This is a genomic window from Streptomyces sp. NPDC025833 (genome assembly GCF_055558055.1).
This window is the reverse complement of record NZ_JBVHNF010000001.1, coordinates 532,294-556,722: the sequence shown is the minus strand read 5'-3', so window position 1 is coordinate 556,722 and position 24,429 is coordinate 532,294. Positions and strand designations below refer to the sequence as shown.

The window sequence follows — 24,429 nt, the reverse complement described above, 5'->3', positions numbered from 1 at the left end:
CCCGAGCGCCGGCACCCAGGGAGTGAGTTCGGTTGTCGACGGCCATCGTCACCGGTCAGCCGGTCCCCGGATCGTCACTGGAGAACGATCTGCGGTCCCTCGGCTTCGACGTGCGCATGGCCGCCGGCGCGGCCGAGGCGGAGACCCTGCTCGCGGCCGTGCCCGCCGACCGGCGCGTGGCCCTGGTCGACGCCCGCTTCGTCGGCCACCCGCACGCGCTGCGCCTCGGCCTCACCGACCCGCGCTTCCCGCTCGCCGCCGTCCCCGGCGCCGTCACCGCCCAGCCCGCCGCCCGGCAGCAGCTCACCCGGGCCGTGGCCCGCGAGACCTCCGCCGCCGGCGGACCGGCCGCCGAGGCGCCGGGCGGCGCCCCCGCGCTCGCCGTGGACAGCCTCGCCGACCGGGTCGTCGCCGCGCTCGACGCCGACGGCGGCGCGGTGCACCGGCCCGAGCTGGGCAGCCTCGTCGCCGCCGTACCGGCCGACCCCCAGGCCCGCAACGAGGCACGCCAGGCCGTCGCCGCCGTCGACGACGAGGCCGTGCGCCTGAAGTCGGCCGTGAAGTCCCGGGACGGCTTCTTCACCACATTCTTGATCAGCCCCTACTCGCGCTACCTCGCGCGCTGGTGCGCCCGCCGCGGCCTGACCCCGAACCAGGTCACCACCGCCTCGCTGCTCACCGCGCTCGTCGCGGCCGGCTGCGCGGCGACCGGCACCCGCGCCGGGTTCGTCGCGGCCGGCGTGCTGCTCATCGCCTCCTTCGTCCTGGACTGCACCGACGGCCAGCTCGCCCGCTACGCGCTGAAGTACTCCACGCTCGGCGCCTGGCTCGACGCCACCTTCGACCGGGCCAAGGAGTACGCCTACTACGCCGGTCTCGCCCTCGGCGCGGCCCGCGGCGGCGACGACGTCTGGGCCCTCGCCCTCGGCGCGATGGTCCTCCAGACCTGCCGGCACGTGGTCGACTTCTCCTTCAACGAGGCCAACCACGACGCCACCGCCAACACCAGCCCCACCGCCGCGCTCTCCGACCGGCTCGACAGCGTCGGCTGGACGGTCTGGCTGCGCCGCATGATCGTCCTGCCCATCGGCGAACGCTGGGCGATGATCGCGGTCCTCACCGCGGCCACCACCCCGCGGATCACCTTCTACGTCCTGCTCGTCGGCTGCGCCTTCGCCGCCTCCTACACCACGGCCGGCCGCGTGCTGCGCTCGGTGACCCGCAGGGCCCGGCGCACCGACCGGGCCGCGCAGGCGCTCGCCGACCTCGCCGACTCCGGTCCGCTCGCGGGCGCCGTCGCACGCGTGGCGCGGCGCGGTCTGCCCGGCACGGCCGTGCCCGCAGCCGCCCTGCTCGGCGGCGCCGCGGTCGTCGCCTGCTCGGCGCTCACCTCCTTCGGCGGAGTGCTCCCGGTCGCCGGCGCCCTCGTCTACGTGCTCACCTCGGCCCTCGCCGTGGCCCGTCCCCTCAAGGGCGCCCTCGACTGGCTGGTCCCGCCCCTCTTCCGGGCCGCCGAGTACGGCACCGTGCTCGCCCTGGCCGGTAAAGCGGGGGCGAACGGAGCGCTTCCCGCGGCTTTCGGCCTGGTGGCCGCCGTCGCCTACCATCACTACGACACGGTGTACCGCATCCGCGGTGACGCCGGAGCGCCCCCGGCCTGGCTGGTGCGCGTGATCGGGGGGCACGAGGGGCGGACACTCCTCGTCGCCGTCCTGGCCGCGGTACTGACCGCCGCGCAGTTCCAGGTCGCGCTCACGGTCCTCGCCGTGGCCGTCGCCCTGGTGGTGCTCGTCGAGAGCATCCGCTTCTGGGTGTCCGCTGGGGCGCCCGCCGTACACGATGAAGGAGAACCCGCATGATCGGCCTCGTGCTGGCGGCCGGCGCCGGACGGCGTCTGCGCCCCTACACCGACAGCCTGCCCAAGGCGCTGGTGCCGGTGGGGCCCGCGGGCATAGAGGACTCGATCACGGTGCTCGACCTGACCCTCGGCAACTTCGCCGAGATCGGGCTGACCGAGGTCGCGATCATCGTCGGCTACCGCAAGGAGGCCGTGTACGAGCGCAAGGCGGCCCTGGAGCGGAAGTACGGCCTCAAGCTCACCCTCATCGACAACGACAAGGCCGAGGAGTGGAACAACGCCTACTCCCTGTGGTGCGGCCGTGACGCCCTCAAGGACGGCGTGATCCTCGCCAACGGCGACACCGTCCACCCGGTCTCCGTCGAGAAGACGCTGCTCGCCGCCCGCGGCGAGGGCCGGCGGATCATCCTCGCCCTGGACACGGTGAAGAACCTGGCCGACGAGGAGATGAAGGTCGTCGTGGACCCCGCCCGGGGCATGACGCGGATCACCAAGCTGATGGACCCGGCCGAGGCCACCGGCGAGTACATCGGCGTCACCCTGATCGAGGGCGACGCCGCGCCGGAGCTGGCCGACGCGCTGAAGACGGTCTGGGAGACCGACCCGCAGCAGTTCTACGAGCACGGCTACCAGGAGCTGGTGAACCGGGGCTTCCGCATCGACGTGGCGCCGATCGGCGACGTGCGGTGGGTGGAGATCGACAATCACGACGATCTCGCGCGCGGACGGGAGATCGCGTGCCAGTACTGACCCGGCTGATCCCCTCGCCGGTCGTCGTCGACATCCGTCCGGGTGCCCTCGACGACCTGGCGTGCGTCCTCGCCGACGAGCGCATCTCGCAGTCCGGCCGCCTCGCCGTCGCCGTCAGCGGCGGCTCCGGCGCCCGGCTGCGCGAACGGATCGCCCCCTCGCTGCCGGGCGCCACCTGGTACGAGGTCGGCGGCGGCACCATCGACGACGCGATCCGGCTGGCCGGCGACATCAAGGCCGGCCGCTTCGACGCAGTCGTCGGCCTCGGCGGCGGGAAGATCATCGACTGCGCCAAGTTCGCGGCGGCCCGGGTGGGCCTGCCGCTGGTCGCCGTCGCCACCAACCTCGCCCACGACGGCCTGTGCTCGCCGGTCGCCACCCTCGACAACGACGCGGGCCGCGGCTCGTACGGGGTGCCGAACCCGATCGCGGTCGTCATCGACCTCAACGTGATCCGCGAGGCCCCCGTCCGGTTCGTGCGCTCCGGCATCGGTGACGCCATCTCCAACATCTCCGCGGTCGCGGACTGGGAGCTGGCCAACCAGGTCAACGGCGAGAAGATCGACGGCCTGGCCGCCGCCATGGCCCGGCAGGCCGGCGAGGCGGTGCTCCGGCACCCCGGCGGCACCGGCGACGACGGCTTCCTCCAGGTGCTGGCCGAATCGCTGGTGCTCACCGGCATCGCCATGTCCGTGTCGGGCGACTCCCGCCCCTCCTCCGGCGCCTGCCACGAGATCAACCACGCCTTCGACCTGCTCTTCCCCAAGCGCGCCGCCGCCCACGGCGAGCAGTGCGGCCTCGGCGCCGCGTTCGCGATGTACCTGCGCGGAGCCCACGAGGAGTCGGCGTACATGGCCGAGGTGCTGCGCCGGCACGGGCTCCCGGTGCTGCCGGAGGAGATCGGCTTCACGGTGGACGAGTTCGTCCGCGCCGTGGAGTTCGCCCCGGAGACCCGGCCCGGCCGCTACACGATCCTCGAACACCTCGACCTCAAGACGAATCAGATCAAGGACACCTACGCCGACTATGTCAAGGCCATCGGTAGCTGAACTCCGTCCGGTCGTCCACCCCGCGGGGGTGAAGGACCGGCGCAGCGGTGAGCACTGGGGGGGACGCCTCTACATGCGAGAGGTGTCCCTGCGCGTCGACCGCTACCTGGTCGGCACCAGGGTCACGCCCAACCAGCTCACGTACCTGATGACCGTCTGCGGTGTGCTCGCGGCCCCGGCCCTGCTGGTGCCGGGGATCGCGGGCGCCGTGCTCGGCGTGGTCGCCACCCAGCTCTACCTGCTGCTGGACTGCGTCGACGGCGAGATCGCCCGCTGGAAGAAGCAGTACTCGCTCAACGGCGTCTACCTGGACCGCGTCGGCGCCTACCTCACCGACGCGGCCGTGCTGGTCGGCCTCGGCCTGCGCGCCGCCGACCTGTGGGGCACCGGCCGCATCGACTGGCTGTGGGCCTTCCTCGGCACCCTCGCCGCGCTCGGCGCCATCCTGATCAAGGCCGAGACCGACCTGGTCGGCGTCGCCCGGCACCAGGCCGGCAAGCCGCCGGTGCAGGAGGCCGCCTCCGAACCGCGTTCCTCCGGCATGGCGCTGGCCCGGCGGGCCGCCGCGGCCCTGAAGTTCCACCGGCTCATCCTCGGCATCGAGGCCGCGCTGCTCATCCTGGTCCTCGCGATCGTCGACCAGGTCCGCGGCGACCTGTTCTTCACCCGCCTCGGCACCGCCGTCCTCGCCGGCATCGCGCTGCTCCAGACCCTGCTGCACCTGGTGTCCATCCTCGCCTCCAGCAGGCTGAAGTGAGCACGCCGATGAAGGTCGGCGCCGTCGTCATCACCATGGGCAACCGGCCCGGGGAACTGCGGGCCCTGCTGGACTCGGTCGCCGCGCAGGACGGCGCCCCGGTCGAGGTGGTCGTCGTCGGCAACGGCGCGCCCGTCCCGGACGTGCCGGACGGCGTGCGGACCCTGGAGCTGCCCGAGAACCTGGGCATCCCCGGCGGACGCAACGTCGGCATAGAGGCCTTCGGGCCCGGCGGCCGCGATGTCGACATATTGCTCTTCCTCGACGACGACGGCCTCCTCGCCCGCCAGGACACCGCCGAGCTGTGCCGCCGGGCCTTCGCCGCCGACCCCGAGCTGGGCATCATCAGCTTCCGCATCGCCGACCCCGCCACCGGCGAGACCCAGCGCCGGCACGTACCCCGGCTGCGCGCCTCCGACCCGATGCGCTCCTCCCGGGTCACCACCTTCCTCGGCGGCGCCAACGCCGTCCGCACCCGCGTCTTCGCGGAGGTCGGCGGGCTGCCGGACGCGTTCTTCTACGCGCACGAGGAGACCGACCTGGCGTGGCGGGCCCTCGACGCGGGCTGGATGATCGACTACCGGTCCGACATGGTGCTGTACCACCCGACGACCGCGCCCTCGCGGCACGCGGTCTACCACCGCATGGTCGCCCGCAACCGCGTCTGGCTCGCCCGCCGCAACCTCCCCGCCCTCCTGGTCCCGGTCTACCTCGGGGTCTGGATGCTGCTCACCCTGCTGCGCCGCCCCTCGCGGCCGGCCCTGCGGGCCTGGTTCGGCGGCTTCCGCGAGGGCTGGGCCACCCCGTGCGGCCCCCGCCGCCCGATGCGGTGGCGTACGGTGTGGCGACTCACCCGACTGGGCCGCCCCCCGGTCATCTGACAAGCTCGACCCGGCGGGCCGCGCCCGCCGGACGGCTCATGGACACGTGTCCGCCGACACGGCGGCACGCGGCAGACGAACCCGAAGACGAAAGTATCCCCCTGTGAGTGAGACCACGCACGACGGCACGGTCGCGGTGAGCGCGGCCCCGTCGCCCGACGCGGGACTGACGGCGGCCGAGCTGGCCGCGAAGTACGGGCTCTCCGTGAGCGGTGCCCGGCCCTCGCTCCGGGAGTACATCAGCCAGCTCTGGGGCCGCCGGCACTTCATCCTCGCCTTCTCCCAGGCGAAGCTGACCGCCCAGTACAGCCAGGCCAAGCTCGGCCAGGTCTGGCAGGTGGCCACGCCGCTGCTCAACGCGGCCGTCTACTTCTTCATCTTCGGGCTGATCCTGCACGCCAGCCGCGGCATGTCCCGGGAGGTGTACATCCCGTTCCTGGTCACCGGCGTGTTCGTGTTCACCTTCACGCAGAGCTCGATCATGTCGGGCGTCCGCGCGATCTCCGGCAACCTCGGCCTGGTGCGCGCCCTGCACTTTCCGCGCGCCTCCCTGCCGGTCTCCTTCGCGCTCCAGCAGCTCCAGCAGCTCCTGTTCTCGATGCTCGTGCTGTTCGTCGTGGCCATCGGCTTCGGCAGCTACCCGGGCCTGTCCTGGCTGCTGATCGTGCCGGTGCTGGCACTCCAGTTCCTGTTCAACACGGGGCTCGCGCTGGTCGTGGCCCGCATGGGCGCCAAGACGCCGGACCTCGCCCAGCTGATGCCGTTCATCCTGCGCACCTGGATGTACGCCTCCGGCGTGATGTTCTCGATCAACAAGATGCTGGAGGGGCGCCCGGAGTGGATCGTCCGGGTGCTCCAGTTCAACCCGGCCGCGGTCTACATGGACCTGATGCGGTTCGCCCTGATCGACGGCTACGGATCCTCGAACCTGCCGCCGCACGTGTGGGCCGTCGCCCTGTTCTGGGCCGTGGCCTTCTTCGCCGGCGGCTTCGTGTACTTCTGGAAGGCGGAGGAGCGGTACGGCCGTGGCTGAGCAGAACATCCAGGACCCGCGTCCGACGGTCATCGCGGACGAGCTGCACATCGTCTACCGGGTCAACGGTGCCAAGACCGGCAAGGGCAGCGCCACGGCGGCCCTGAGCCGGATCGTCAAGCGCGGCGAGGAGCGCGGCGTGCGCAAGGTGCACGCCGTGCGCGGGGTGTCCTTCGTCGCCTACCGCGGCGAGGCCGTCGGGCTGATCGGCTCCAACGGGTCCGGCAAGTCCACCCTGCTGCGCGCCATCGCCGGCCTGCTGCCCGCCGAGAAGGGCAAGGTCTACACCGACGGCCAGCCGTCCCTGCTGGGTGTGAACGCGGCCCTGATGAACGACCTGACGGGCGAGCGGAACGTCATTCTGGGCGGACTCGCGATGGGCATGTCCCGGGAGCAGGTCAGGGATCGCTACCAGGACATCGTCGACTTCTCCGGCATCAACGAAAAGGGGGATTTCATCACCCTGCCGATGCGGACGTACTCCTCCGGAATGGCGGCCCGGCTCCGGTTCTCCATCGCCGCGGCCAAGGACCACGACGTCCTCATGATCGACGAGGCGCTGGCCACCGGGGACCGCAAGTTCCAGAAGCGCTCGGAGGACCGCATCCGGGAACTGCGCAAAGAGGCCGGAACGGTCTTTCTCGTGAGTCACAACAACAAGTCCATCCGGGACACCTGCAACCGCGTGCTCTGGCTGGAGCGCGGTGAGCTGCGGATGGACGGACCCACCGACGAGGTCCTGAAGGAGTACGAGAAGTTCACGGGCAAGTGACCCGTTTCGGCCAGGGCCCCGCCGGAATTCGTCCGGTGGGGCCCTTCGTACGCGAAAGAAGTGCCAACTCCCGCTGCGGTAAGGAATTTTGGAGCCAATCGGTGTGTTGTTGTGATGTGCGGGACACCCCGACGGTCCGCGCGGCGTTGTACAACGTAAGCTGTACCGGTGCCGGAAACCGGCAAGTGGGGCGATAATGCGCGCCGTCCCGCGTGGGCGCATCCCTGCGGATTGCGGGGCGGCGTGTCCGAAATAGTGTGTATTGGGTCGGCAGTGTAGAACGGGAGATGTGACGGCAATTGGCTATGGAGACTCCCCAGCTCAGCCCAGCATGTGCCGTCCCCGTCCCGGACAGCGTGCGATGACGGGCACCACCGCGGCGCCCGGCCTGGAACGCGCCACACTGGACAAGGCCGCCGGCGAGAACTTCCCCGTGGCCCCCTTCTTCCTGCCCCGGGCCTGGCGCCAGGACCTCATGGCCGTCTACGGCTTCGCCCGCCTGGTGGACGACATCGGCGACGGCGACCTCGCCCCCGGCGGAGCCGACGCCCGGCTGCTCGGCGTGTCGGCCACCGAGGCCGAGGACCGGCTCGTCCTCCTCGACGCCTTCGAGGCCGACCTGCGCCGCGTCTTCGACGGCACCCCGCACCACCCCCTGCTGCGCCGCCTCCAGCCCACGGTCCGCCGCCGCGCCCTCACCCCCGGGCCCTTCCTCGGGCTGATCGCCGCCAACCGCCGGGACCAGCTCGTCACCCGCTACGAGACCTACGACGACCTCCTCGCGTACTGCGAGCTCTCGGCCAACCCGGTCGGCCGCCTCGTCCTCGCCGTCACCGGCACGTCGACCCCCGAACGGATCCGGCTGTCCGACGCGATCTGCACCGCGCTGCAGATCGTCGAGCACCTCCAGGACGTCGCCGAGGACCTCGGCCACGACCGGATCTACCTCCCCGCCGAGGACATGTCGCGCTTCCACGTCCGGGAAGCGGACCTCGCCGCGAAAACCACGGGCGCATCGGTGCGCGCCCTGGTTGCATACGAAGCACAACGCGCCCGAGAACTGCTGAATGAAGGCGCCCCCCTCGTGGGTAGCGTCCACGGCAGGCTGAAGCTGCTGCTCGCGGGGTTCGTGGCGGGGGGAAGGGCGGCGATCGAAGCGATCGCCGCCGCCGAATACGACGTACTTCCCGGCCCGCCCCGACCCGGCAAGGTCCAGTTGCTGCGCGAGGCGGGCGTGATCCTGCGAGGAAAGGGGTGATCGGGGCCGTGGCTTCCGCGCCGCACGTGTCCGCGCCGGTACTCGCCGCCTACAGCTACTGCGAGGCCGTCACCGGGCAGCAGGCCCGTAACTTCGCCTACGGCATCCGGCTGCTGCCGACGGCCAAGCGACGCGCCATGTCGGCGCTCTACGCGTTCTCCCGGCGCGTGGACGACATCGGCGACGGCGACCTCGCCGGCGAGGTCAAGCTGACGCGGCTGGCGGACACCCGGGCGCTGCTCGCCCGGATCCGCGAGGGCGGGATCGAGGAGGACGACACCGACCCGGTGGCCGTCGCCCTCAGCCACGCCGCGCGGGCCTTCCCGATCCCGCTCGGCGGCCTCGACGAGCTGATCGACGGCGTCCAGATGGACCTGCGCGGCGAGACCTACGAGACCTGGGACGACCTCAAGGTGTACTGCCGGTGCGTCGCCGGCGCCATCGGCCGCCTCTCGCTCGGCGTCTTCGGCACCGAGCCGGGCGCGCGGGGCGCCGAGCGCGCCGCCGAGTACGCCGACACGCTGGGCCTCGCCCTCCAGCTCACCAACATCCTCCGCGACGTCCGCGAGGACGCGGAGGGCGGCCGCACCTACCTGCCCGCCGACGACCTCGCCAAGTTCGGCTGCTCGGCGGGCTTCCGCGCGCCGACCCCGCCGGAGGGCTCCGACTTCGCCGGCCTCGTCCACTTCGAGGTGCGGCGCGCCCGCGCCCTCTTCGCCGAGGGCTACCGCCTGCTGCCCATGCTCGACCGGCGCAGCGGCGCCTGCGTGGCCGCGATGGCCGGCATCTACCGCCGGCTGCTGGACCGCATCGAGCGCGACCCGGAGGCCGTGCTGCGCGGCCGGGTCTCGCTGCCGGGACACGAGAAGGCCTACGTCGCCGTGCGCGGCCTGTCCGGCCTCGACACCCGGCACGTGACCCGCCACGTCACCCGGCGCTCCGTCAGGAGGCGCGCCTGATGGGCCGCACCCGACCGCACGGTACGCGGCAGGCAACCCCCGGCCGCGGCGTGGCGTCCCTGACTGCGACGGCCGGGCGTGCACCGTTCAACCAGCACGCTCGGCACGCACGGAAGGACGCACGATGAGCGACGGCTCACCCGCACAGGCGCAGGCCGGCAGCCCGGGGCCGGCGGCCCGCAGTGCGGTCGTGGTCGGCGGCGGTCTCGCCGGGACCACCGCGGCGCTGGCCCTCGCCGACGCCGGCGTCCGGGTCACCCTGCTCGAAGGCCGGCCCAGGCTGGGCGGCCTCGCCTTCTCCTTCCGGCGCGGCGAACTGACCGTCGACAACGGCCAGCACGTGTACCTGCGCTGCTGCACCGCCTACCGCTGGTTCCTCGACCGCATCGAGGGCGCGGCGCTGGCGCCCGTGCAGGACCGCCTGGACGTGCCCGTCGTCGACGCCGCCCGGCCCGAGGGACGGCGGCTCGGCAGGCTGCGCCGCGACCCGCTGCCCGTCCCCCTCCACCTGGGGCGCAGCCTGGCCGCCTACCCGCACCTCTCGCTCGCCGAGCGCGCGGCCGTCGGGCGCGCCGCGCTCGCGCTGAAGGGCCTCGACCCCGCCGACCCGGCGCTGGACACCCAGGACTTCGGTGGCTGGCTGGCCGCGCACGGGCAGTCGGCGCGCGCCGTCGAGGCCCTGTGGGACCTGGTCGGGGTCGCCACCCTCAACGCGGTCGCGGGCGACGCCTCGCTGGGGCTCGCCGCGATGGTGTTCAAGACCGGCCTGCTGTCCGACCCGGGCGCGGCCGACATCGGCTGGGCCCACGTCCCGCTGGGCGACCTGCACGACCGGCTGGCCCGCGAGGCGCTCGACGCCGCGGGCGTCCGCACCGAGGTCCGCACCCGCGTCACCTCCGTCTCCCGGGACGGCGACGGCGCCTGGAGCGTCCGCGTCCCCGGCGAGACCCTCACCGCGGACGCCGTCGTCCTCGCCGTACCCCAGCGCGAGGCCCACGACCTGCTGCCGCCCGGCGCCCTCGACGACCCCGGACGGCTGCTCCGGATCGGCACCGCGCCCATCCTCAACGTGCACGTCGTCTACGACCGCGAGGTGCTCGCGCGCCCCTTCTTCGCCGCCCTCGGCACCCCCGTGCAGTGGGTGTTCGACCGCACCCGCGCCTCCGGACTGCGCACGGGCCAGTACCTCGCGCTCTCCCAGTCGACGGCGCAGGACGAGATCGACACACCGGTCGCCGAACTCCGCGAGCGCTACCTGCCCGAGCTGGAGCGGCTGATCCCCGGCGCGCGCACCGCCGAGGTGACGGACTTCTTCGTGACCCGGGAGCGCACGGCCACGTTCGCCCCCGCCCCCGGCGTCGGGCGGCTGCGGCCCGGCGCCCGCACCAAGGCCCCCGGCCTGTACCTGGCCGGAGCGTGGACCGCCACCGGATGGCCCGCGACCATGGAGGGCGCGGTCCGCAGCGGGGTGAGCGCGGCCGACGCCGCGCTCGGCGCCCTGGGCCGCCCCCGCCCCCGCCACCTCTTCGAGTTCGAGGAGGCGGCCTGATGCCCGACCGGCAGGCGGCAGGCGCCCGCACCCCCGGTACCGCAACAAGAGGAGAGACTGTGCCCACTGTGCCCCCGGCAGCGACCCCCGCCAGGAGGCCCGCGGTCGACGTGACCGCGCTCCTGGAGCGCGGACGGACGCTGGCCACGCCGGTGCTGCGCACGGCCGTAGACCGCCTGGCGCCGCCCATGGACACCGTCGCCGCCTACCACTTCGGCTGGATCGACGCCGCCGGCAACCCCGCCGACGGCGACGGCGGCAAGGCCGTCCGCCCCGCGCTCGCCGTGCTCTCCGCCGAGGTCACCGGCGGCGCCCCCGAGGCGGGCGTCCCCGGCGCGGTCGCCGTCGAGCTCGTGCACAACTTCTCGCTGCTGCACGACGACCTGATGGACGGCGACGAGCAGCGCCGGCACCGCGACACCGTCTGGAAGGTGCACGGCCCCGCCCAGGCCATCCTGGTCGGCGACGCCCTGTTCGCCCTCGCCAACGAGGTCCTGCTGGAACTCGGCACCGTCGAGGCAGGCCGCGCCACCCGCCGGCTGACCGCCGCCACCCGCGCCCTGATCGACGGCCAGGCCCAGGACATCTCCTACGAGCACCGCGACCGCGTCAGCGTCGAGGAGTGCCTGGAGATGGAGGGCAACAAGACCGGCGCCCTGCTCGCCTGCGCCTCCTCGATCGGCGCGGTGCTCGGCGGCGCGGACGACGCCACCGCCGACGCGCTGGAACGGTACGGCTACCACCTCGGCCTCGCCTTCCAGGCCGTGGACGACCTGCTCGGCATCTGGGGCGACCCCGGGGCCACCGGCAAGCAGACCTGGAGCGACCTGCGCCAGCGCAAGAAGTCCCTGCCCGTGGTCGCCGCCCTCGCGGCCGGCGGCCCCGCCTCCGAGCGGCTCGGCGAGATCCTCGCCGCCGACGCCAAGAGCAGCGATTTCGAGAACTTCTCCGAGGAGGAGTTCGCGGCCCGCGCCGCCCTCATCGAGGAGGCCGGCGGGCGGGACTGGACGGCGGGGGAGGCGCGCCGCCAGCACACCATCGCCATCGAAGCCCTCGACGCCGTCCGGATGCCCGACCGGGTGCGGGACTCCTTCACGGCACTCGCCGACTTCGTCGTCGTACGAAAGAGATGATCCCTATCGGCCGAACTCACCTCGCGTAGTCGCCGGCCGGTGCCGCAGAGCCTGCGGACACCGGCCGACGGCGGACCCACAGCAGCACGACTCGCACGACTGCACGAAGGGGAAGCCATGACAGCGACGACCGACGGAAGCGCCGGGGCCACCTTGCCACCCCGAGCTGCCGCGGCCAGCGACACCACTCTCACCCCGTCCGCGGCGGCCGGGGTACGGGAAGCCGCCGCCGGCGCCGCACGGCGCGCCACCGATTTCCTGCTCGCCCAGCAGGACGCCCAGGGCTGGTGGAAGGGCGACCTGGAGACCAACGTCACCATGGACGCCGAGGACCTGCTGCTCCGCCAGTTCCTGGGCATCCTGGACGACGACACCGTGCAGGCCGCCGCGAAGTTCATCCGCGGCGAGCAGCGCCCCGACGGCACCTGGGCCACCTTCTACGGCGGACCCGGCGAGCTGTCCACCACCATCGAGGCCTACGTCGCCCTGCGCCTGGCCGGCGACGCGCCGGACGCCCCGCACATGGCGCAGGCGTCCGCCTGGATCCGCGAGCGCGGCGGCATCGCCGCGGCCCGGGTCTTCACCCGGATCTGGCTCGCCCTGTTCGGCTGGTGGAAGTGGGAGGACCTGCCCGAACTCCCGCCGGAGCTGATCTACTTCCCCACCTGGTTCCCGCTCAACATCTACAACTTCGGGTGCTGGGCGCGGCAGACCATCGTGCCGCTCACCATCGTCTCCGCCAAGCGCCCGGTGCGCCCGGCGCCCTTCCCGCTGGACGAGCTGCACACCGACCCCGCGAACCCCAACCCGCCGCAGCGGCTCGCCCCGGCGGTGTCCTGGGACGGCCTCTTCCAGCGCCTCGACAAGGTGGTCCGCGGCTACCGCAAGGTCGCGGTGCGCCGGCTGCGCAGGGCCGCGATGAACTCGGCGGCCCGCTGGATCATCGAACGGCAGGAGAACGACGGCTGCTGGGGCGGCATCCAGCCCCCGGCCGTCTACTCGGTCATCGCGCTGCACCTGCTCGGCTACGACCTGGACCACCCGGTGCTGCGCGAGGGCCTCGCCTCGCTGGACCGGTTCGCCGTGCGGCGCGCGGACGGCGCCCGGATGATCGAGGCGTGCCAGTCCCCGGTGTGGGACACCTGCCTGGCCACCATCGCCCTGGTGGACGCCGGACTGCCCGTGGACCACCCGCAGTTGGTCAAGGCGGCGGACTGGATGCTCGGCGAGGAGATCGTCCGGCCCGGCGACTGGGCCGTGAAGCGTCCCGGACTCCCGCCCGGCGGCTGGGCGTTCGAGTTCCACAACGACAACTACCCCGACATCGACGACACCGCCGAGGTGGCCCTCGCGCTGCGCCGGGTCCGGCACCACGACCCCGAGCGCGTGGACCGCGCGATCGCCCGGGGCGTCCGCTGGAACCTCGGCATGCAGTCGAAGAACGGCGCCTGGGGAGCCTTCGACGTCGACAACACCAGCCCGTTCCCCAACCGGCTGCCGTTCTGCGACTTCGGCGAGGTCATCGACCCGCCGTCGGCGGACGTCACCGCGCACGTCGTGGAGATGCTCGCCGCCGAGGGCCTGGCCGACGACCCGCGGACCCGGCGCGGCATCGACTGGCTGCTCGCCAACCAGGAGGCCGACGGCTCCTGGTTCGGCCGCTGGGGGGTCAACTACGTGTACGGCACCGGGTCGGTCGTCCCCGCGCTCACCGCGGCCGGGCTGCCCGGCTCGCACCCGGCGATCCGGCGGGCCGTGGTCTGGCTGGAGGCCATCCAGAACGACGACGGCGGCTGGGGCGAGGACCTGCGCTCCTACGACGACGTCAAGGAGTGGAGCGGCCGGGGCGCCTCCACCGCCTCGCAGACCGCGTGGGCGCTGATGGCGCTCCTCGCGGCGGGCGAGAAGGACTCCGCGGCCGTCGAACGCGGCGTCCGGTGGCTGACCGGGACCCAGCGGGAGGACGGCTCCTGGGACGAGCCGTACTTCACCGGCACCGGCTTCCCGTGGGACTTCTCCATCAACTACCACCTGTACCGGCAGGTGTTCCCGCTCACCGCCCTCGGCCGGTACCTGCACGGGGACCCCTTCGAGCGGAACCTGCTCGCCCGGTCCGAGAAGGCTGCCGCGCAGGCCGAGGGGGAGTGAATTGAGCAACCAGCCCGCCCCGGCACCCCTGCTGATCGCCTGCGCCCTCGGCATCGAGCACCTCGCCCTGCGCACCGGCGACCGCGGCGGTGCGGGCGGGCCGGTGACCTTCGTCCGCACGGGCATGGGGCCCCGCGCGGCGGAGCGCTCCGTCAGCCGGCTGCTCACCGGCCCGGCACCGGCCGACACGGCCGTGCTGGCCACCGGCTTCTGCGCCGGTCTGGCCCCCGGCATGCACCCCGGCGACCTGGTCGTCGCCGAGGAGACCCGGGACCCGCGCGGGACCGTCCCGTGCCTGGGTACCGAACTGCTCGTCAAGGAACTGGTGCGCCTGCTGCCCGGGCGCACCGTCCACACCGGTCCGCTCACCGGCTCCGACCACGTGGTCCGGGGTCCCGAGCGGTCCGACCTGCTCGCCACCGGAGCGATCGCGGTGGACATGGAGTCGGCGGCCACGCTCCTGGCCGCCGTCCGCACGGGCGAGCGCCCGGTCGCGGCCGTCCGCGTCGTCGTGGACGCTCCCGAACACGAACTCGTCCGGATCGGCACGGTGCGCGGTGGGATAACGGCCTTCCGCGTCCTCCGGTCCATCCTTCCCGCATTTTTCGAATGGCACCGTTCCCTGTTGCTCCCTCGGAGGTGAGCCAGATGGCCATGCCGCTGCGCCAGTCCATCAAGGTCGCTACGTACCTGGCTGAACAGAAGCTGCGCAGGCGGGACAAGTTCCCGCTCATCGTGGAGCTGGAACCGCTCTTCGCCTGCAACCTGAAGTGCGAGGGCTGCGGCAAGATCCAGCACCCGGCCGGTGTGCTCAAGCAGCGCATGCCGGTGGCCCAGGCCGTGGGCGCGGTGCTGGAGTCCGGTGCGCCGATGGTGTCCATCGCGGGCGGCGAGCCCCTGATGCACCCTCACATCGACGAGATCGTCCGCCAGTTGGTGGCCAGGCGGAAGTACGTCTTCCTGTGCACCAACGCGATGCTGCTGCGCAAGAAGATGGACAAGTTCACACCCTCCCCGTACTTCGCGTTCGCGGTGCACATCGACGGGCTGCGGGAGCGGCACGACGAGTCCGTCGCGAAGGAGGGCGTGTTCGACGAGGCGGTGGAGGCCATCAAGGAGGCCAAGCGGCGCGGCTTCCGGGTGACCACCAACTCGACCTTCTTCAACACCGACACCCCGCAGACCATCGTCGAGGTGCTCAACTTCCTCAACGACGACCTCCAGGTCGACGAGATGATGATCTCGCCCGCCTACGCCTACGAGAAGGCACCCGACCAGGAGCACTTCCTCGGCGTCGAGCAGACCCGCGAGCTGTTCCGGAAGGCGTTCGCGGGCGGCAACCGCCAGAAGTGGCGGCTCAACCACTCCCCGCTCTTCCTGGACTTCCTGGAGGGCAAGGTCGACTTCCCGTGCACCGCGTGGGCCATCCCGAACTACTCGCTCTTCGGCTGGCAGCGCCCCTGCTACCTGATGAGCGACGGCTACGTGCCGACGTACCGGGAACTCGTGGAGAAGACCGACTGGGACAAGTACGGCCGGGGCAAGGACCCGCGCTGCGACAACTGCATGGCGCACTGCGGGTACGAGCCCACCGCGGTCCTCGCCACCATGGGCTCGCTGAAGGAGTCGCTGCGGGCCATGCGGGAGACCGTGTCCGGGAACCGGGAGTGAGGCGGTGACCGCCGTTCCCCTGGGTGTTCCGGAGGTGCCGGCCCGCCCGGTCGCGCCGCGGCGGGTGTCGCGGCGGATCCAGGTCGGGCCGGTGGCGGTCGGCGGTGACGCGCCGGTCTCGGTCCAGTCGATGACCACGACCCGTACGTCCGACATCGGGGCCACCCTCCAGCAGATCGCCGAGCTGACCGCCTCCGGGTGCCAGATCGTCCGCGTCGCCTGCCCCACGCAGGACGACGCGGACGCGTTGGCCACCATCGCGGGCAAGTCGCGGATCCCGGTCGTCGCGGACATCCACTTCCAGCCGAAGTACGTCTTCGCCGCCATCGAGGCGGGCTGCGCCGCGGTCCGGGTGAACCCGGGCAACATCAAGCAGTTCGACGACAAGGTGAAGGAGATCGCGCGCGTCGCGAAGGACCACGGCACCCCGATCCGCATCGGTGTGAACGCCGGTTCCCTGGACCGCCGTCTGCTGCGGAAGTACGGCAGGGCCACCCCCGAGGCCCTGGTGGAGTCCGCCCTGTGGGAGGCGTCGCTCTTCGAGGAGCACGACTGCCCGTCCTGCGGCCGGGCCCAGGTGGACGTGTACAAGCTCGCCGAAGAGGTCACTGCGGGCCTGGACGGCATGGAGGTCCCGCTCCGGGTGGCGGTGATGGGGTGCGTCGTCAACGGCCCCGGCGAGGCCCGCGAGGCCGACCTCGGCGTCGCCTCGGGCAACGGCAAGGGCCAGATCTTCGTCAAGGGCGAGGTCGTCAAGACCGTCCCCGAGTCGAAGATCGTGGAGACCCTGATCGAGGAGGCCATGAAGCTCGCCGAGCGGACGAGCCCGGCGGAACAGTCGAGTTGAGGCAAGGCACGGACCGAGAGGGGGCCCGAGCGTGACGATTCTGGAAAGCATCCGGGGACCACGTGACCTGAAGGCGCTGTCCGAGGCGGAACTCGGCGAACTGTCCGGAGAGATACGTGAGTTCCTGGTGCAGGCGGTGTCGCGGACCGGCGGGCACCTCGGACCCAACCTGGGCGTGGTGGAACTCGCACTCGCGCTCCACCGGGTCTTCGAGTCCCCGGTCGACCGCATCCTGTGGGACACCGGCCACCAGAGTTACGTCCACAAACTGCTGACGGGACGTCAGGACTTCTCCAAGCTGCGCGGCAAGGGCGGCCTGTCCGGCTACCCCTCCCGCGAGGAGTCCGAGCACGACGTCATCGAGAACAGCCACGCCTCCACCGCGCTCGGCTGGGCCGACGGCCTCGCCAAGGCCAACCGGGTGCGGGGCGAGCGGGGCCACGTGGTCGCGGTCATCGGCGACGGCGCGCTGACCGGCGGCATGGCCTGGGAGGCGCTGAACAACATCGCCGCGGCCAAGGACCGGCCGCTGATCATCGTCGTCAACGACAACGAACGCTCGTACGCCCCCACCATCGGCGGCCTCGCCAACCACCTGGCCACCCTGCGCACCACCGACGGCTACGAGAAGATGCTCGCCTGGGGCAAGGAGGTGCTCCAGCGCACCCCGGTCGTCGGCGGCACCCTCTACGAGTCCCTGCACGGCGCGAAGAAGGGCTTCAAGGACGCCTTCGCGCCGCAGGGCATGTTCGAGGACCTGGGGCTGAAGTACGTCGGACCGATCGACGGCCACGACATCAGGGCCGTCGAGTCGGCGCTGCGCCGCGCGAAGCGCTTCCACGGTCCCGTCGTGGTCCACTGCCTCACCGTCAAGGGCCGCGGCTACGAGCCCGCCCTCGCGCACGAGGAGGACCACTTCCACAGCGTCGGCGTCATGGACCCGCTGACCTGCGCGCCGCTGACGCCGTCCGCGGGGCCCTCCTGGACCTCGGTGTTCGGCGACGAGATGGTGCGGATCGGCGAGGAGCGGGACGACGTGGTCGCCATCACGGCCGCCATGCTGCAACCCGTCGGGCTCGGCGGGTTCGCCGAGCGCTTCCCGGACCGGGTGTGGGACGTGGGCATCGCCGAGCAGCACGCGGCCGTCTCCGCGGCCGGCCTCGCCACCGGCGGGCTGCACCCGGTCGTCGCCGTCTACGCCACCTTCCTCAACCGCGCCTTCGACCAACTGCTCATGGACGTCGCCCTGCACCGCTGCGGGGTGACCTTCGTACTGGACCGGGCCGGCGTCACCGGCACCGACGGCGCCTCGCACAACGGCATGTGGGACATGTCGATCCTCCAGGTCGTCCCCGGCCTGCGGATCGCCGCGCCGCGCGACGCCGGCCAGTTGCGGGCCCAGCTGCGCGAGGCGGTCGCCGTGGACGACGCGCCCACCCTGGTCCGGTTCCCCAAGGAGTCCGTGGGCCCGGACATCCCGGCCGTCGGCCACGTCGGCGGCATGGACGTCCTGCACCGCGCCGACCATCCCGAGGTCCTGCTGGTGGCCGTCGGCGTCATGGCCCCGGTCTGCCTCCAGGCCGCGGACCTGCTGGCCGCCCGGGGCATCGGCTGCACCGTGGTGGACCCGCGCTGGGTCAAGCCCGTGGACCCCGCCCTGCCCGAGCTCGCCTCCCGGCACCGGCTGGTGGCCGTCGTCGAGGACAACAGCCGGGCCGGGGGCGTGGGTTCGGCCGTGGCGCTGGCCCTCGGCGACGCCGACGTGGACGTGCCGGTACGGCGGTTCGGCATCCCGGAGCAGTTCCTGGCGCACGCCAAGCGCAGCGAGGTGCTGGCCGACATCGGCCTCACGCCCGTCGAGATCGCCGGACGGATCAGCGGCAGTCTGGCCGTCAAGGACGCGGGCCCAGCCAAGGAGAGTGAATGACCACCGAGTTCGACCTCGGCGCCCTGCTCGCCGAGCGCGGAGCCGAACGCTACGAGCTGCACGCGAAGCACCTCAACCCGCAGCTCCCGCGCATGCTCCACACCATCGGCTTCGACCGGGTCTACGAGCGCGCCGAGGGGGCGCACTTCTTCGACGCGGACGGCAACGACCACCTCGACATGCTCGCCGGGTTCGGGGTGATGGGCCTCGGCCGGCACCACCCGGTCGTCCGCAAGGCGCTGCACGACGTGCTGGACCTGGACCTCGCCGACCTCACCCGCTTCGACTGCCAGCCGCTCCCGGGCCTCCTCGCGGAGCGGCTCCTCACGCACAGCCCGCACCTGGACCGGGTGTTCTTCGGCAACAGCGGCACCGAGGCGGTCGAGACGGCCCTGAAGTTCGCCCGGTACGCCACCGGCCGGCCCCGCGTCCTGTACTGCGACCACGCCTTCCACGGGCTGACCACCGGCTCCCTCTCGGTCAACGGCGAGAGCGGCTTCCGCGACGGGTTCGCGCCGCTGCTGCCCGACACCGCCGTGCCCCTCGGTGATCTGGACGCCCTGGCCCGGGAGTTGAAGAAGGGAGACGTGGCCGCCCTGATCGTGGAGCCGATCCAGGGCAAGGGCGTCCACGAGGCGCCGCCCGGTTACCTGCGCGCGGCCCAGGAGCTGCTGCACCGGCACAAGGCGCTGCTCATCGCCGACGAGGTGCAGACCGGTCTCGGCCGCACCGGCGACTTCTACGCCTACCAGCACGAGGAGGGCGTGGAGCCGGACCTGGTCTGCGTGGCCAAGGCGCTGTCCGGGGGCTACGTGCCGGTCGGTGCCACCCTCGGCCGCGAGTGGATCTTCAAGAAGGTCTACTCGTCGATGGACCGCGTGCTGGTGCACTCGGCGAGCTTCGGCGCCAACGCCCAGGCGATGGCGTGCGGACTCGCCGTGCTCTCCGTCATGGAGAACGAGCAGATCGTCGCCGGTGTCCGCAGGACCGGTGAGCTGCTGAAGTCCCGGCTCACCGCGCTGATCGACAGGTACGAGCTGCTCGCCGACGTCCGCGGCCGGGGCCTGATGATCGGCATCGAGTTCGGCAGACCGTCCTCGCTGAAGCTGCGGGGCCGGTGGACCATGCTCCAGACGGCCCGCAAGGGACTGTTCGCCCAGATGGTCGTCGTACCGCTGCTCCAGAAGCACCGCATCCTCACCCAGGTCTCCGGCGACCACCTGGAGGTGATCAAGCTCATTCCGCCGCTGGTCGTCGACGAGGCCGACGTGGACCGCTTCGTGGGCGCCTTCACGGCCGTGATGGACGACGCGCACAACGGCGGCGGTCTGATGTGGGACTTCGGCAAGACGCTGATCAAGCAGGCGGTGGCGAACCGCTGACGTTTTGCCTGGGAGGCAAGAAAATTGCCAGTGAGGCAAGTTTCGGCCTTAATGGAGGCATGAACGCCTCAGATCCCGCGCCGCCCGCAGCTCCGGACGACGGCCTTCCCGCCGTCGCGCCGCAGCTGCGGGCACTGCGGCGGCGGGCCGGCCTCACCCTGGAGGCCGCGGCCCGTACCGCCGGCCTCTCCCCGGCCCACCTCTCCCGGCTGGAGACCGGGCACCGTCAGCCGTCGCTGCCGATGCTCCTCGCGCTCGCCCGCATCTACGGTACGACCGTCTCCGAACTGCTGGGCGAGCGGGTCACCGACCGCGACGCGATCATCCGCTCCGCCGACATGGAGCCGACCCGCGCGGGCGGCTGGACCTACCTCCAGGCCGGGGCGCCGGGCCGCGGCATGCAGGCGCTGCGGGTGCGCGTGCCCTACGGCTCCCAGGGCGACATCGTGCGCGTCCACCCCGGCGAGGAGTGGCTCTACGTCCTCAAGGGCCGCCTGCGCCTGCGGCTCGGGGACGCCGCGCACCTGCTCGCCGCCGGTGACAGCGCGCACTTCGACTCCCTCACCCCGCACCGCCTCGCCGCCGAGGACCACGACGGCGTGGAGCTGCTGTTCGTCCACACCCTGCTGCAGAGTCCCACGGCCACGCTGTGCCTGGGCCCGTTGACCGGAGAACTGCCATGAGCAACTTCGAGACGAAGTTCCCCCGCGCCCTGTGGGTCCGGCTGCTCATCTACATCGCCCTCGGGCACGTCCTGGCCGCGTTCCTCTACCTGCTGTTCGCGGTCGGCGCCAAGAACTGACGGCCCTGCCCCCCGTTATGTTCTTCGCGGTTCCGCAATGGGGCCGCTGGCCTCCGGGCCCGGCATGACTGTGTCCCCCTGTCGAACGGATGACCTGGGGGGTGGTGTCACCGGGTCCGGCAGGTGCCGTCGGAGACGCTGATCAGAGGTCCGACCGCCACCCGGTCCGGCGCAACGCCGGACAGCTCGCGGATGGCAGGTCTGCATAACGTGGATGCGCCAGTACGACACCGACGCCGAGGCCGGCACCTGCAACACCCCGGAAAGGACGCGATGTTCTACACCGAAGACGTGGGAGTGTTCCTCGGCCTGGACGTCGGCAAGAGCGCCCATCACGGCCACGGGCTGACCCCGGCCGGGAAGAAGGTCCTCGACAAGCAGCTGCCCAACAGCGAGCCGAAACTGCGGGCCGTTTTCGACAAGCTGACTGCCAAGTTCGGCACCGTCCTGGTGATCGTGGACCAGCCCGCCTCCATCGGCGCCCTCCCGCTGACCGTCGCCCGGGACGCCGGCTGCAAGGTCGCCTACCTGCCCGGCCTGGCCATGCGCCGGATCGCCGACCTGTATCCGGGCGAGGCGAAAACCGACGCGAAGGACGCCGCCGTGATCGCGGACGCGGCCCGCACCATGCCGCACACCCTGCGCTCGCTGGAGCTGACCGACGAGATCACCGCCGAGCTGACCGTGCTCGTCGGCTTCGACCAGGACCTCGCGGCCGAGGCCACCCGCACCTCCAACCGCATACGCGGCCTGCTCACCCAGTTCCATCCCAGCCTCGAACGCGTCCTCGGCCCACGGCTCGACCACCAGGCCGTCACGTGGCTCCTGGAGCGTTACGGCTCCCCGGCCGCCCTACGCAAGGCCGGGCGCCGCCGACTGGTGGAGGTGATCCGGCCCAAGGCCCCGCGCATGGCATCCCGGCTCATCGACGACGTCTTCACCGCCCTGGACGAGCAGACCGTCGTCGTCCCCGGCACCGGCACCCTCGACATCGTCATCCCCTCTCTGGCCGCCTCCCTTGCCGCCGTCCACACCCAGCGCCGGGCGATGGAAGCCCAGATCAACACCCTGCTGGAGGCTCACCCTCTTTCCCCGGTCCTGACGTCGATGCCCGGCGTCGGCGTCAGGACCGCCGCCGTCCTGCTGGTGACCGTCGGCGACGGCACCAGCTTCCCCACCGCCGCCCACCTCGCCTCCTACGCCGGTCTCGCCCCGACCACGAAGTCGTCGGGCACCTCGATCCACGGCGAACACGCACCCCGAGGCGGCAACCGGCAACTCAAACGGGCCATGTTCCTGTCCGCCTTCGCCTGCATGAACGCCGACCCCGCCTCCCGCGCCTACTACGACAAGCAACGAGCCCGCGGCAAGACCCACACCCAAGCCCTCCTCCGCCTCGCCCGTCAACGCATCAGCGTCCTGTTCGCCCTGCTCCGCGACGGCACCTTCTACGAATCCCGGACACCGACAGACGTCGAGCTCGCCGCATAACCCCAGCAACACCGAACCACACCAAACCCGACAGGGGCGCCTTGACGGAAGACATAGAGGCACCCCCCCCCGCGGCCCGCCGCCGTCAGTCCAGCAGGCGCTCGCGCAGCCGCTCGCGGGACCCGGACGTGAGGCCGAGCCCCCGGGTCAGATAGGTCTCGGTGTCACCCCAGGTCTCCTCGATGCTCGCGAAGGCCGCCTCCAGGTACTCGGCGCGGGCGTCGAAGAGCGGGTCGAGCAGCTCCATCACCTCGGGGGTGTACGCGGTGTCCGCGCTGCCGCTGCGGCTGACCTTGTAGCGGCGGTGCTTGGCGTTGGACTCCAGGTAGTCGGCGACGATCGCGTCCCGCTCCACGCCCAGCGCGAGGAGGGTCACGGCGACGGAGATGCCCGCGCGGTCCTTGCCGGCCGCGCAGTGCATGAGCGCGGGCACGCTGTCCTCGGCGAGCGCCCGCAGCACCCGGGAGTGCTCGCCGGTCCGCTCCCTGACGATCGTCCGGTAGGAGGCGGTCATCCGGGCCGCCGCCCTGCCGTCGTCGAGGAGGACGCGCAGCTGGTCGAGATCGCCGTCACGCACCATCTTCCAGAACTCGGCGCCGTCGGCCGGGTCGCTCAGCGGCAGGTTCACATTGCGCACGCCGGGCAGTTCGATGTCGGGCCCCTCGAGTCTCTGGTCGGCGGCGTTGCGGAAGTCGAAGATCGTGTGCAGGCCCAGGGAGGCGAGGAAGGCGGCGTCCCGCGCGGTGGCGTGCGCGAGGTGACCGCTGCGGAACAGCACTCCGTGGCGCACCCGCCGCCCGTCCACGGTGGGCAGCCCGCCCACGTCACGGAAATTGCGGACTCCTGCCAGCTCCGGCTCGGTCGACGGGACCTGCTGCGTCACGGGGGCTCCTCCCGGTCGGCCCCGTCGGCGCGGCTCGCCGGCGGGCGCTCCGTCGACCATACGACATCGATTTCCGCAGACGGCGAGTCGTCCACGGGCACGGCCGGCCGGTCCGCGGCCGGCGCCGGAGCCGGTGCCCGAAAGCGCCGCCCGGGCCCCGTGGCCCCGGAGGAACGGCCTCCGGTGTTCGCGGCTCCAACAGCCCCGCGCACGGCCGTATTCCTGAAACCGGGAATTCTCCCGAGTGGCTCATCTCACCGCTCGTCAACCCCCGCCTACGGTCGCGTAGGTCACATCCCAAGGTGAATCATGGCCCGACGTGGCAGACGATTCGAAGAATGACAACAGATCAGTGATCGGGTCGTACGTGGCGGTGGGGGACAGCTTCACCGAGGGCGTCGGCGACCCCGGGCCCGACGGGGCCTTCGTCGGCTGGGCCGACCGGTTCGCGGTCCTGCTCGCCGACCGGCGCCCCGAGGGCGACTTCCAGTACACCAATCTCGCCGTGCGCGGGAAGCTGCTGGACCAGATCGTGGCCGGCCAGCTCCCGCGGGCCATCGAGATGGCCCCGGACCTGGTCTCCTTCTGCGCGGGCGGCAACGACATCATCCGCCCCGGAACCGACCCCGACGAAGTGGCCGAGCGCTTCGAACGCGCCGTGGCCCGGCTGACCGAGGCCGCCGGCACCGTGCTGGTGACGACCGGCTTCGACACCCGCGGCGTCCCGGTGCTCAAGCACCTGCGCGGCAAGATCGCCACGTACAACGGACACGTACGTGCCATCGCCGACCGGTACGGCTGCCCGGTGCTCGACCTGTGGTCCCTGAAGTCCGTGCAGGACCGCAGGGCCTGGGACAGCGACCGGCTGCACCTCTCGCCCGAGGGGCACACGCGCGTGGCGCTGCGGGCCGGGCAGGCCCTCGGCCTGGACGTCCCGGCCGACCCGGAGCAGGCGTGGCCGCCGCTGCCGCCGAGGGGGACCCTGGAGATCCGCCGCGATGACGTCCAGTGGGCGCGCGAATTCCTCGTCCCCTGGATCGGACGGAGGCTGCGCGGCGAGTCCTCCGGCGACCACGTGATCGCCAAGGGCGCCCTCTCGCCGGACGCCATCAAGCTGCGGATCGCCTCCGTCGCCTGACACCTCCGACAGCGCCGACACCGCCGGCCGTGGGGCCGGGCGCCCCCCCCCCCCGCCCCGGCCCCCCCCCGGGGGGGGGGGGGGCGGGGCCCCCGGGGGGGGGGCGGCGGGCGGGGGGGGGGGGGGGGGGGGGGGGGTACG

22 protein-coding genes and 1 pseudogene are annotated in these 24,429 nt (G+C 72.3%); 22 read left to right on the top strand and 1 reads right to left on the bottom strand.

Annotated elements, in window-relative coordinates; genetic code table 11:
* Nucleotides 1–32: 32 nt before the first annotated feature.
* The 21 genes and pseudogenes from ACZ4K2_RS02420 to ACZ4K2_RS02320 all read left to right on the top strand — a co-directional run bounded on the left by ACZ4K2_RS02420 (nucleotide 33) and on the right by ACZ4K2_RS02320 (nucleotide 22,267).
* Entirely contained in the window at nucleotides 33–1,859 is a 1,827-nt protein-coding gene (locus ACZ4K2_RS02420; protein WP_467472183.1) for a DUF5941 domain-containing protein, read from the top strand.
* The gene (locus tag ACZ4K2_RS02415; protein WP_467472186.1) at nucleotides 1,856–2,608 is read left to right on the top strand and encodes a phosphocholine cytidylyltransferase family protein; all 753 of its coding nucleotides are present in this window, start codon (nucleotides 1,856–1,858) and stop codon (nucleotides 2,606–2,608) included. The genes ACZ4K2_RS02420 and ACZ4K2_RS02415 overlap by 4 nt, the downstream gene beginning before the upstream one ends.
* Nucleotides 2,596–3,657 carry an iron-containing alcohol dehydrogenase family protein gene (locus ACZ4K2_RS02410; RefSeq protein WP_467472188.1) on the top strand — a complete coding sequence of 354 codons (1,062 nt, stop codon included), beginning with the start codon at nucleotides 2,596–2,598 and terminating at the stop codon, nucleotides 3,655–3,657. Before ACZ4K2_RS02415 ends, ACZ4K2_RS02410 begins: the two co-directional genes overlap by 13 nt.
* On the top strand, nucleotides 3,635–4,414 hold the full coding sequence (locus ACZ4K2_RS02405) for a CDP-alcohol phosphatidyltransferase family protein (protein WP_467472191.1): 780 nt from the start codon (nucleotides 3,635–3,637) through the stop codon (nucleotides 4,412–4,414). Before ACZ4K2_RS02410 ends, ACZ4K2_RS02405 begins: the two co-directional genes overlap by 23 nt.
* A gap of 8 nt (nucleotides 4,415–4,422) precedes the next feature.
* Nucleotides 4,423–5,295: a glycosyltransferase family 2 protein gene (locus ACZ4K2_RS02400; protein ID WP_467472815.1), complete on the top strand. Its 873-nt coding sequence runs from the start codon at nucleotides 4,423–4,425 to the stop codon at nucleotides 5,293–5,295.
* Nucleotides 5,296–5,398: 103 nt separating this feature from the next.
* A complete protein-coding gene (locus tag ACZ4K2_RS02395) occupies nucleotides 5,399–6,328 on the top strand; it encodes an ABC transporter permease (protein ID WP_467472194.1) in 930 nt (309 codons plus the stop codon).
* A complete protein-coding gene (locus ACZ4K2_RS02390) occupies nucleotides 6,321–7,100 on the top strand; it encodes an ABC transporter ATP-binding protein (RefSeq protein ID WP_467472196.1) in 780 nt (259 codons plus the stop codon). Before ACZ4K2_RS02395 ends, ACZ4K2_RS02390 begins: the two co-directional genes overlap by 8 nt.
* Nucleotides 7,101–7,461: 361 nt before the next feature.
* Nucleotides 7,462–8,358, top strand: coding sequence for a squalene synthase HpnC (gene hpnC / locus ACZ4K2_RS02385; RefSeq protein WP_467472199.1), 897 nt, complete (start codon nucleotides 7,462–7,464; stop codon nucleotides 8,356–8,358).
* The gene (hpnD, locus tag ACZ4K2_RS02380) at nucleotides 8,355–9,317 is read left to right on the top strand and encodes a presqualene diphosphate synthase HpnD (protein ID WP_467472202.1); all 963 of its coding nucleotides are present in this window, start codon (nucleotides 8,355–8,357) and stop codon (nucleotides 9,315–9,317) included. The genes hpnC and hpnD overlap by 4 nt, the downstream gene beginning before the upstream one ends.
* Entirely contained in the window at nucleotides 9,317–9,445 is a 129-nt protein-coding gene (locus ACZ4K2_RS02375; RefSeq protein WP_467472204.1) for a DUF6380 family protein, read from the top strand. The genes hpnD and ACZ4K2_RS02375 overlap by 1 nt, the downstream gene beginning before the upstream one ends.
* A complete protein-coding gene (gene hpnE / locus ACZ4K2_RS02370; protein WP_467472206.1) occupies nucleotides 9,442–10,866 on the top strand; it encodes a hydroxysqualene dehydroxylase HpnE in 1,425 nt (474 codons plus the stop codon). Before ACZ4K2_RS02375 ends, hpnE begins: the two co-directional genes overlap by 4 nt.
* A gap of 68 nt (nucleotides 10,867–10,934) precedes the next feature.
* Complete coding sequence (locus tag ACZ4K2_RS02365; RefSeq protein ID WP_467472817.1) at nucleotides 10,935–11,999, top strand: polyprenyl synthetase family protein; 1,065 nt, start codon at nucleotides 10,935–10,937, stop codon at nucleotides 11,997–11,999.
* A gap of 117 nt (nucleotides 12,000–12,116) precedes the next feature.
* The gene (gene shc, locus ACZ4K2_RS02360) at nucleotides 12,117–14,147 is read left to right on the top strand and encodes a squalene--hopene cyclase (RefSeq protein ID WP_467472209.1); all 2,031 of its coding nucleotides are present in this window, start codon (nucleotides 12,117–12,119) and stop codon (nucleotides 14,145–14,147) included.
* A gap of 1 nt (nucleotide 14,148) precedes the next feature.
* Nucleotides 14,149–14,790, top strand: a complete 642-nt coding sequence (locus ACZ4K2_RS02355; protein WP_467472212.1) for a phosphorylase family protein — start codon at nucleotides 14,149–14,151, stop codon at nucleotides 14,788–14,790.
* Nucleotides 14,791–14,795: 5 nt separating this feature from the next.
* Nucleotides 14,796–15,818, top strand: a complete 1,023-nt coding sequence (gene hpnH / locus ACZ4K2_RS02350) for an adenosyl-hopene transferase HpnH (protein ID WP_467472216.1) — start codon at nucleotides 14,796–14,798, stop codon at nucleotides 15,816–15,818.
* 4 nt (nucleotides 15,819–15,822) lie between these two features.
* Nucleotides 15,823–16,620: pseudogene (locus tag ACZ4K2_RS02345) on the top strand (flavodoxin-dependent (E)-4-hydroxy-3-methylbut-2-enyl-diphosphate synthase); the annotation flags it as partial.
* 76 nt (nucleotides 16,621–16,696) lie between these two features.
* Nucleotides 16,697–18,592, top strand: coding sequence for a 1-deoxy-D-xylulose-5-phosphate synthase (gene dxs / locus ACZ4K2_RS02340; protein ID WP_467472220.1), 1,896 nt, complete (start codon nucleotides 16,697–16,699; stop codon nucleotides 18,590–18,592).
* The gene (locus ACZ4K2_RS02335) at nucleotides 18,589–19,974 is read left to right on the top strand and encodes an aspartate aminotransferase family protein (protein WP_467472223.1); all 1,386 of its coding nucleotides are present in this window, start codon (nucleotides 18,589–18,591) and stop codon (nucleotides 19,972–19,974) included. Before dxs ends, ACZ4K2_RS02335 begins: the two co-directional genes overlap by 4 nt.
* Nucleotides 19,975–20,033: 59 nt before the next feature.
* Entirely contained in the window at nucleotides 20,034–20,657 is a 624-nt protein-coding gene (locus ACZ4K2_RS02330; protein WP_467472225.1) for a helix-turn-helix domain-containing protein, read from the top strand.
* Nucleotides 20,654–20,776, top strand: coding sequence for a DUF6126 family protein (locus ACZ4K2_RS02325; protein WP_467472228.1), 123 nt, complete (start codon nucleotides 20,654–20,656; stop codon nucleotides 20,774–20,776). Before ACZ4K2_RS02330 ends, ACZ4K2_RS02325 begins: the two co-directional genes overlap by 4 nt.
* 273 nt (nucleotides 20,777–21,049) lie before the next feature.
* On the top strand, nucleotides 21,050–22,267 hold the full coding sequence (locus ACZ4K2_RS02320) for an IS110 family RNA-guided transposase (RefSeq protein ID WP_467472230.1): 1,218 nt from the start codon (nucleotides 21,050–21,052) through the stop codon (nucleotides 22,265–22,267).
* Between the two features lie 85 nt (nucleotides 22,268–22,352).
* Here the strand turns inward: ACZ4K2_RS02320 and ACZ4K2_RS02315 are convergent, their stop codons facing one another.
* Nucleotides 22,353–23,150 (bottom strand): tyrosine-protein phosphatase, encoded by a 798-nt coding sequence (locus ACZ4K2_RS02315; protein WP_467472233.1) that lies wholly within the window; start codon nucleotides 23,148–23,150, stop codon nucleotides 22,353–22,355.
* 352 nt (nucleotides 23,151–23,502) lie between these two features.
* Here ACZ4K2_RS02315 and ACZ4K2_RS02310 point away from each other — a divergent pair, with 352 nt between their 5' ends.
* On the top strand, nucleotides 23,503–24,288 hold the full coding sequence (locus ACZ4K2_RS02310) for an SGNH/GDSL hydrolase family protein (protein ID WP_467472819.1): 786 nt from the start codon (nucleotides 23,503–23,505) through the stop codon (nucleotides 24,286–24,288).
* Nucleotides 24,289–24,429 lie beyond the last annotated feature (141 nt).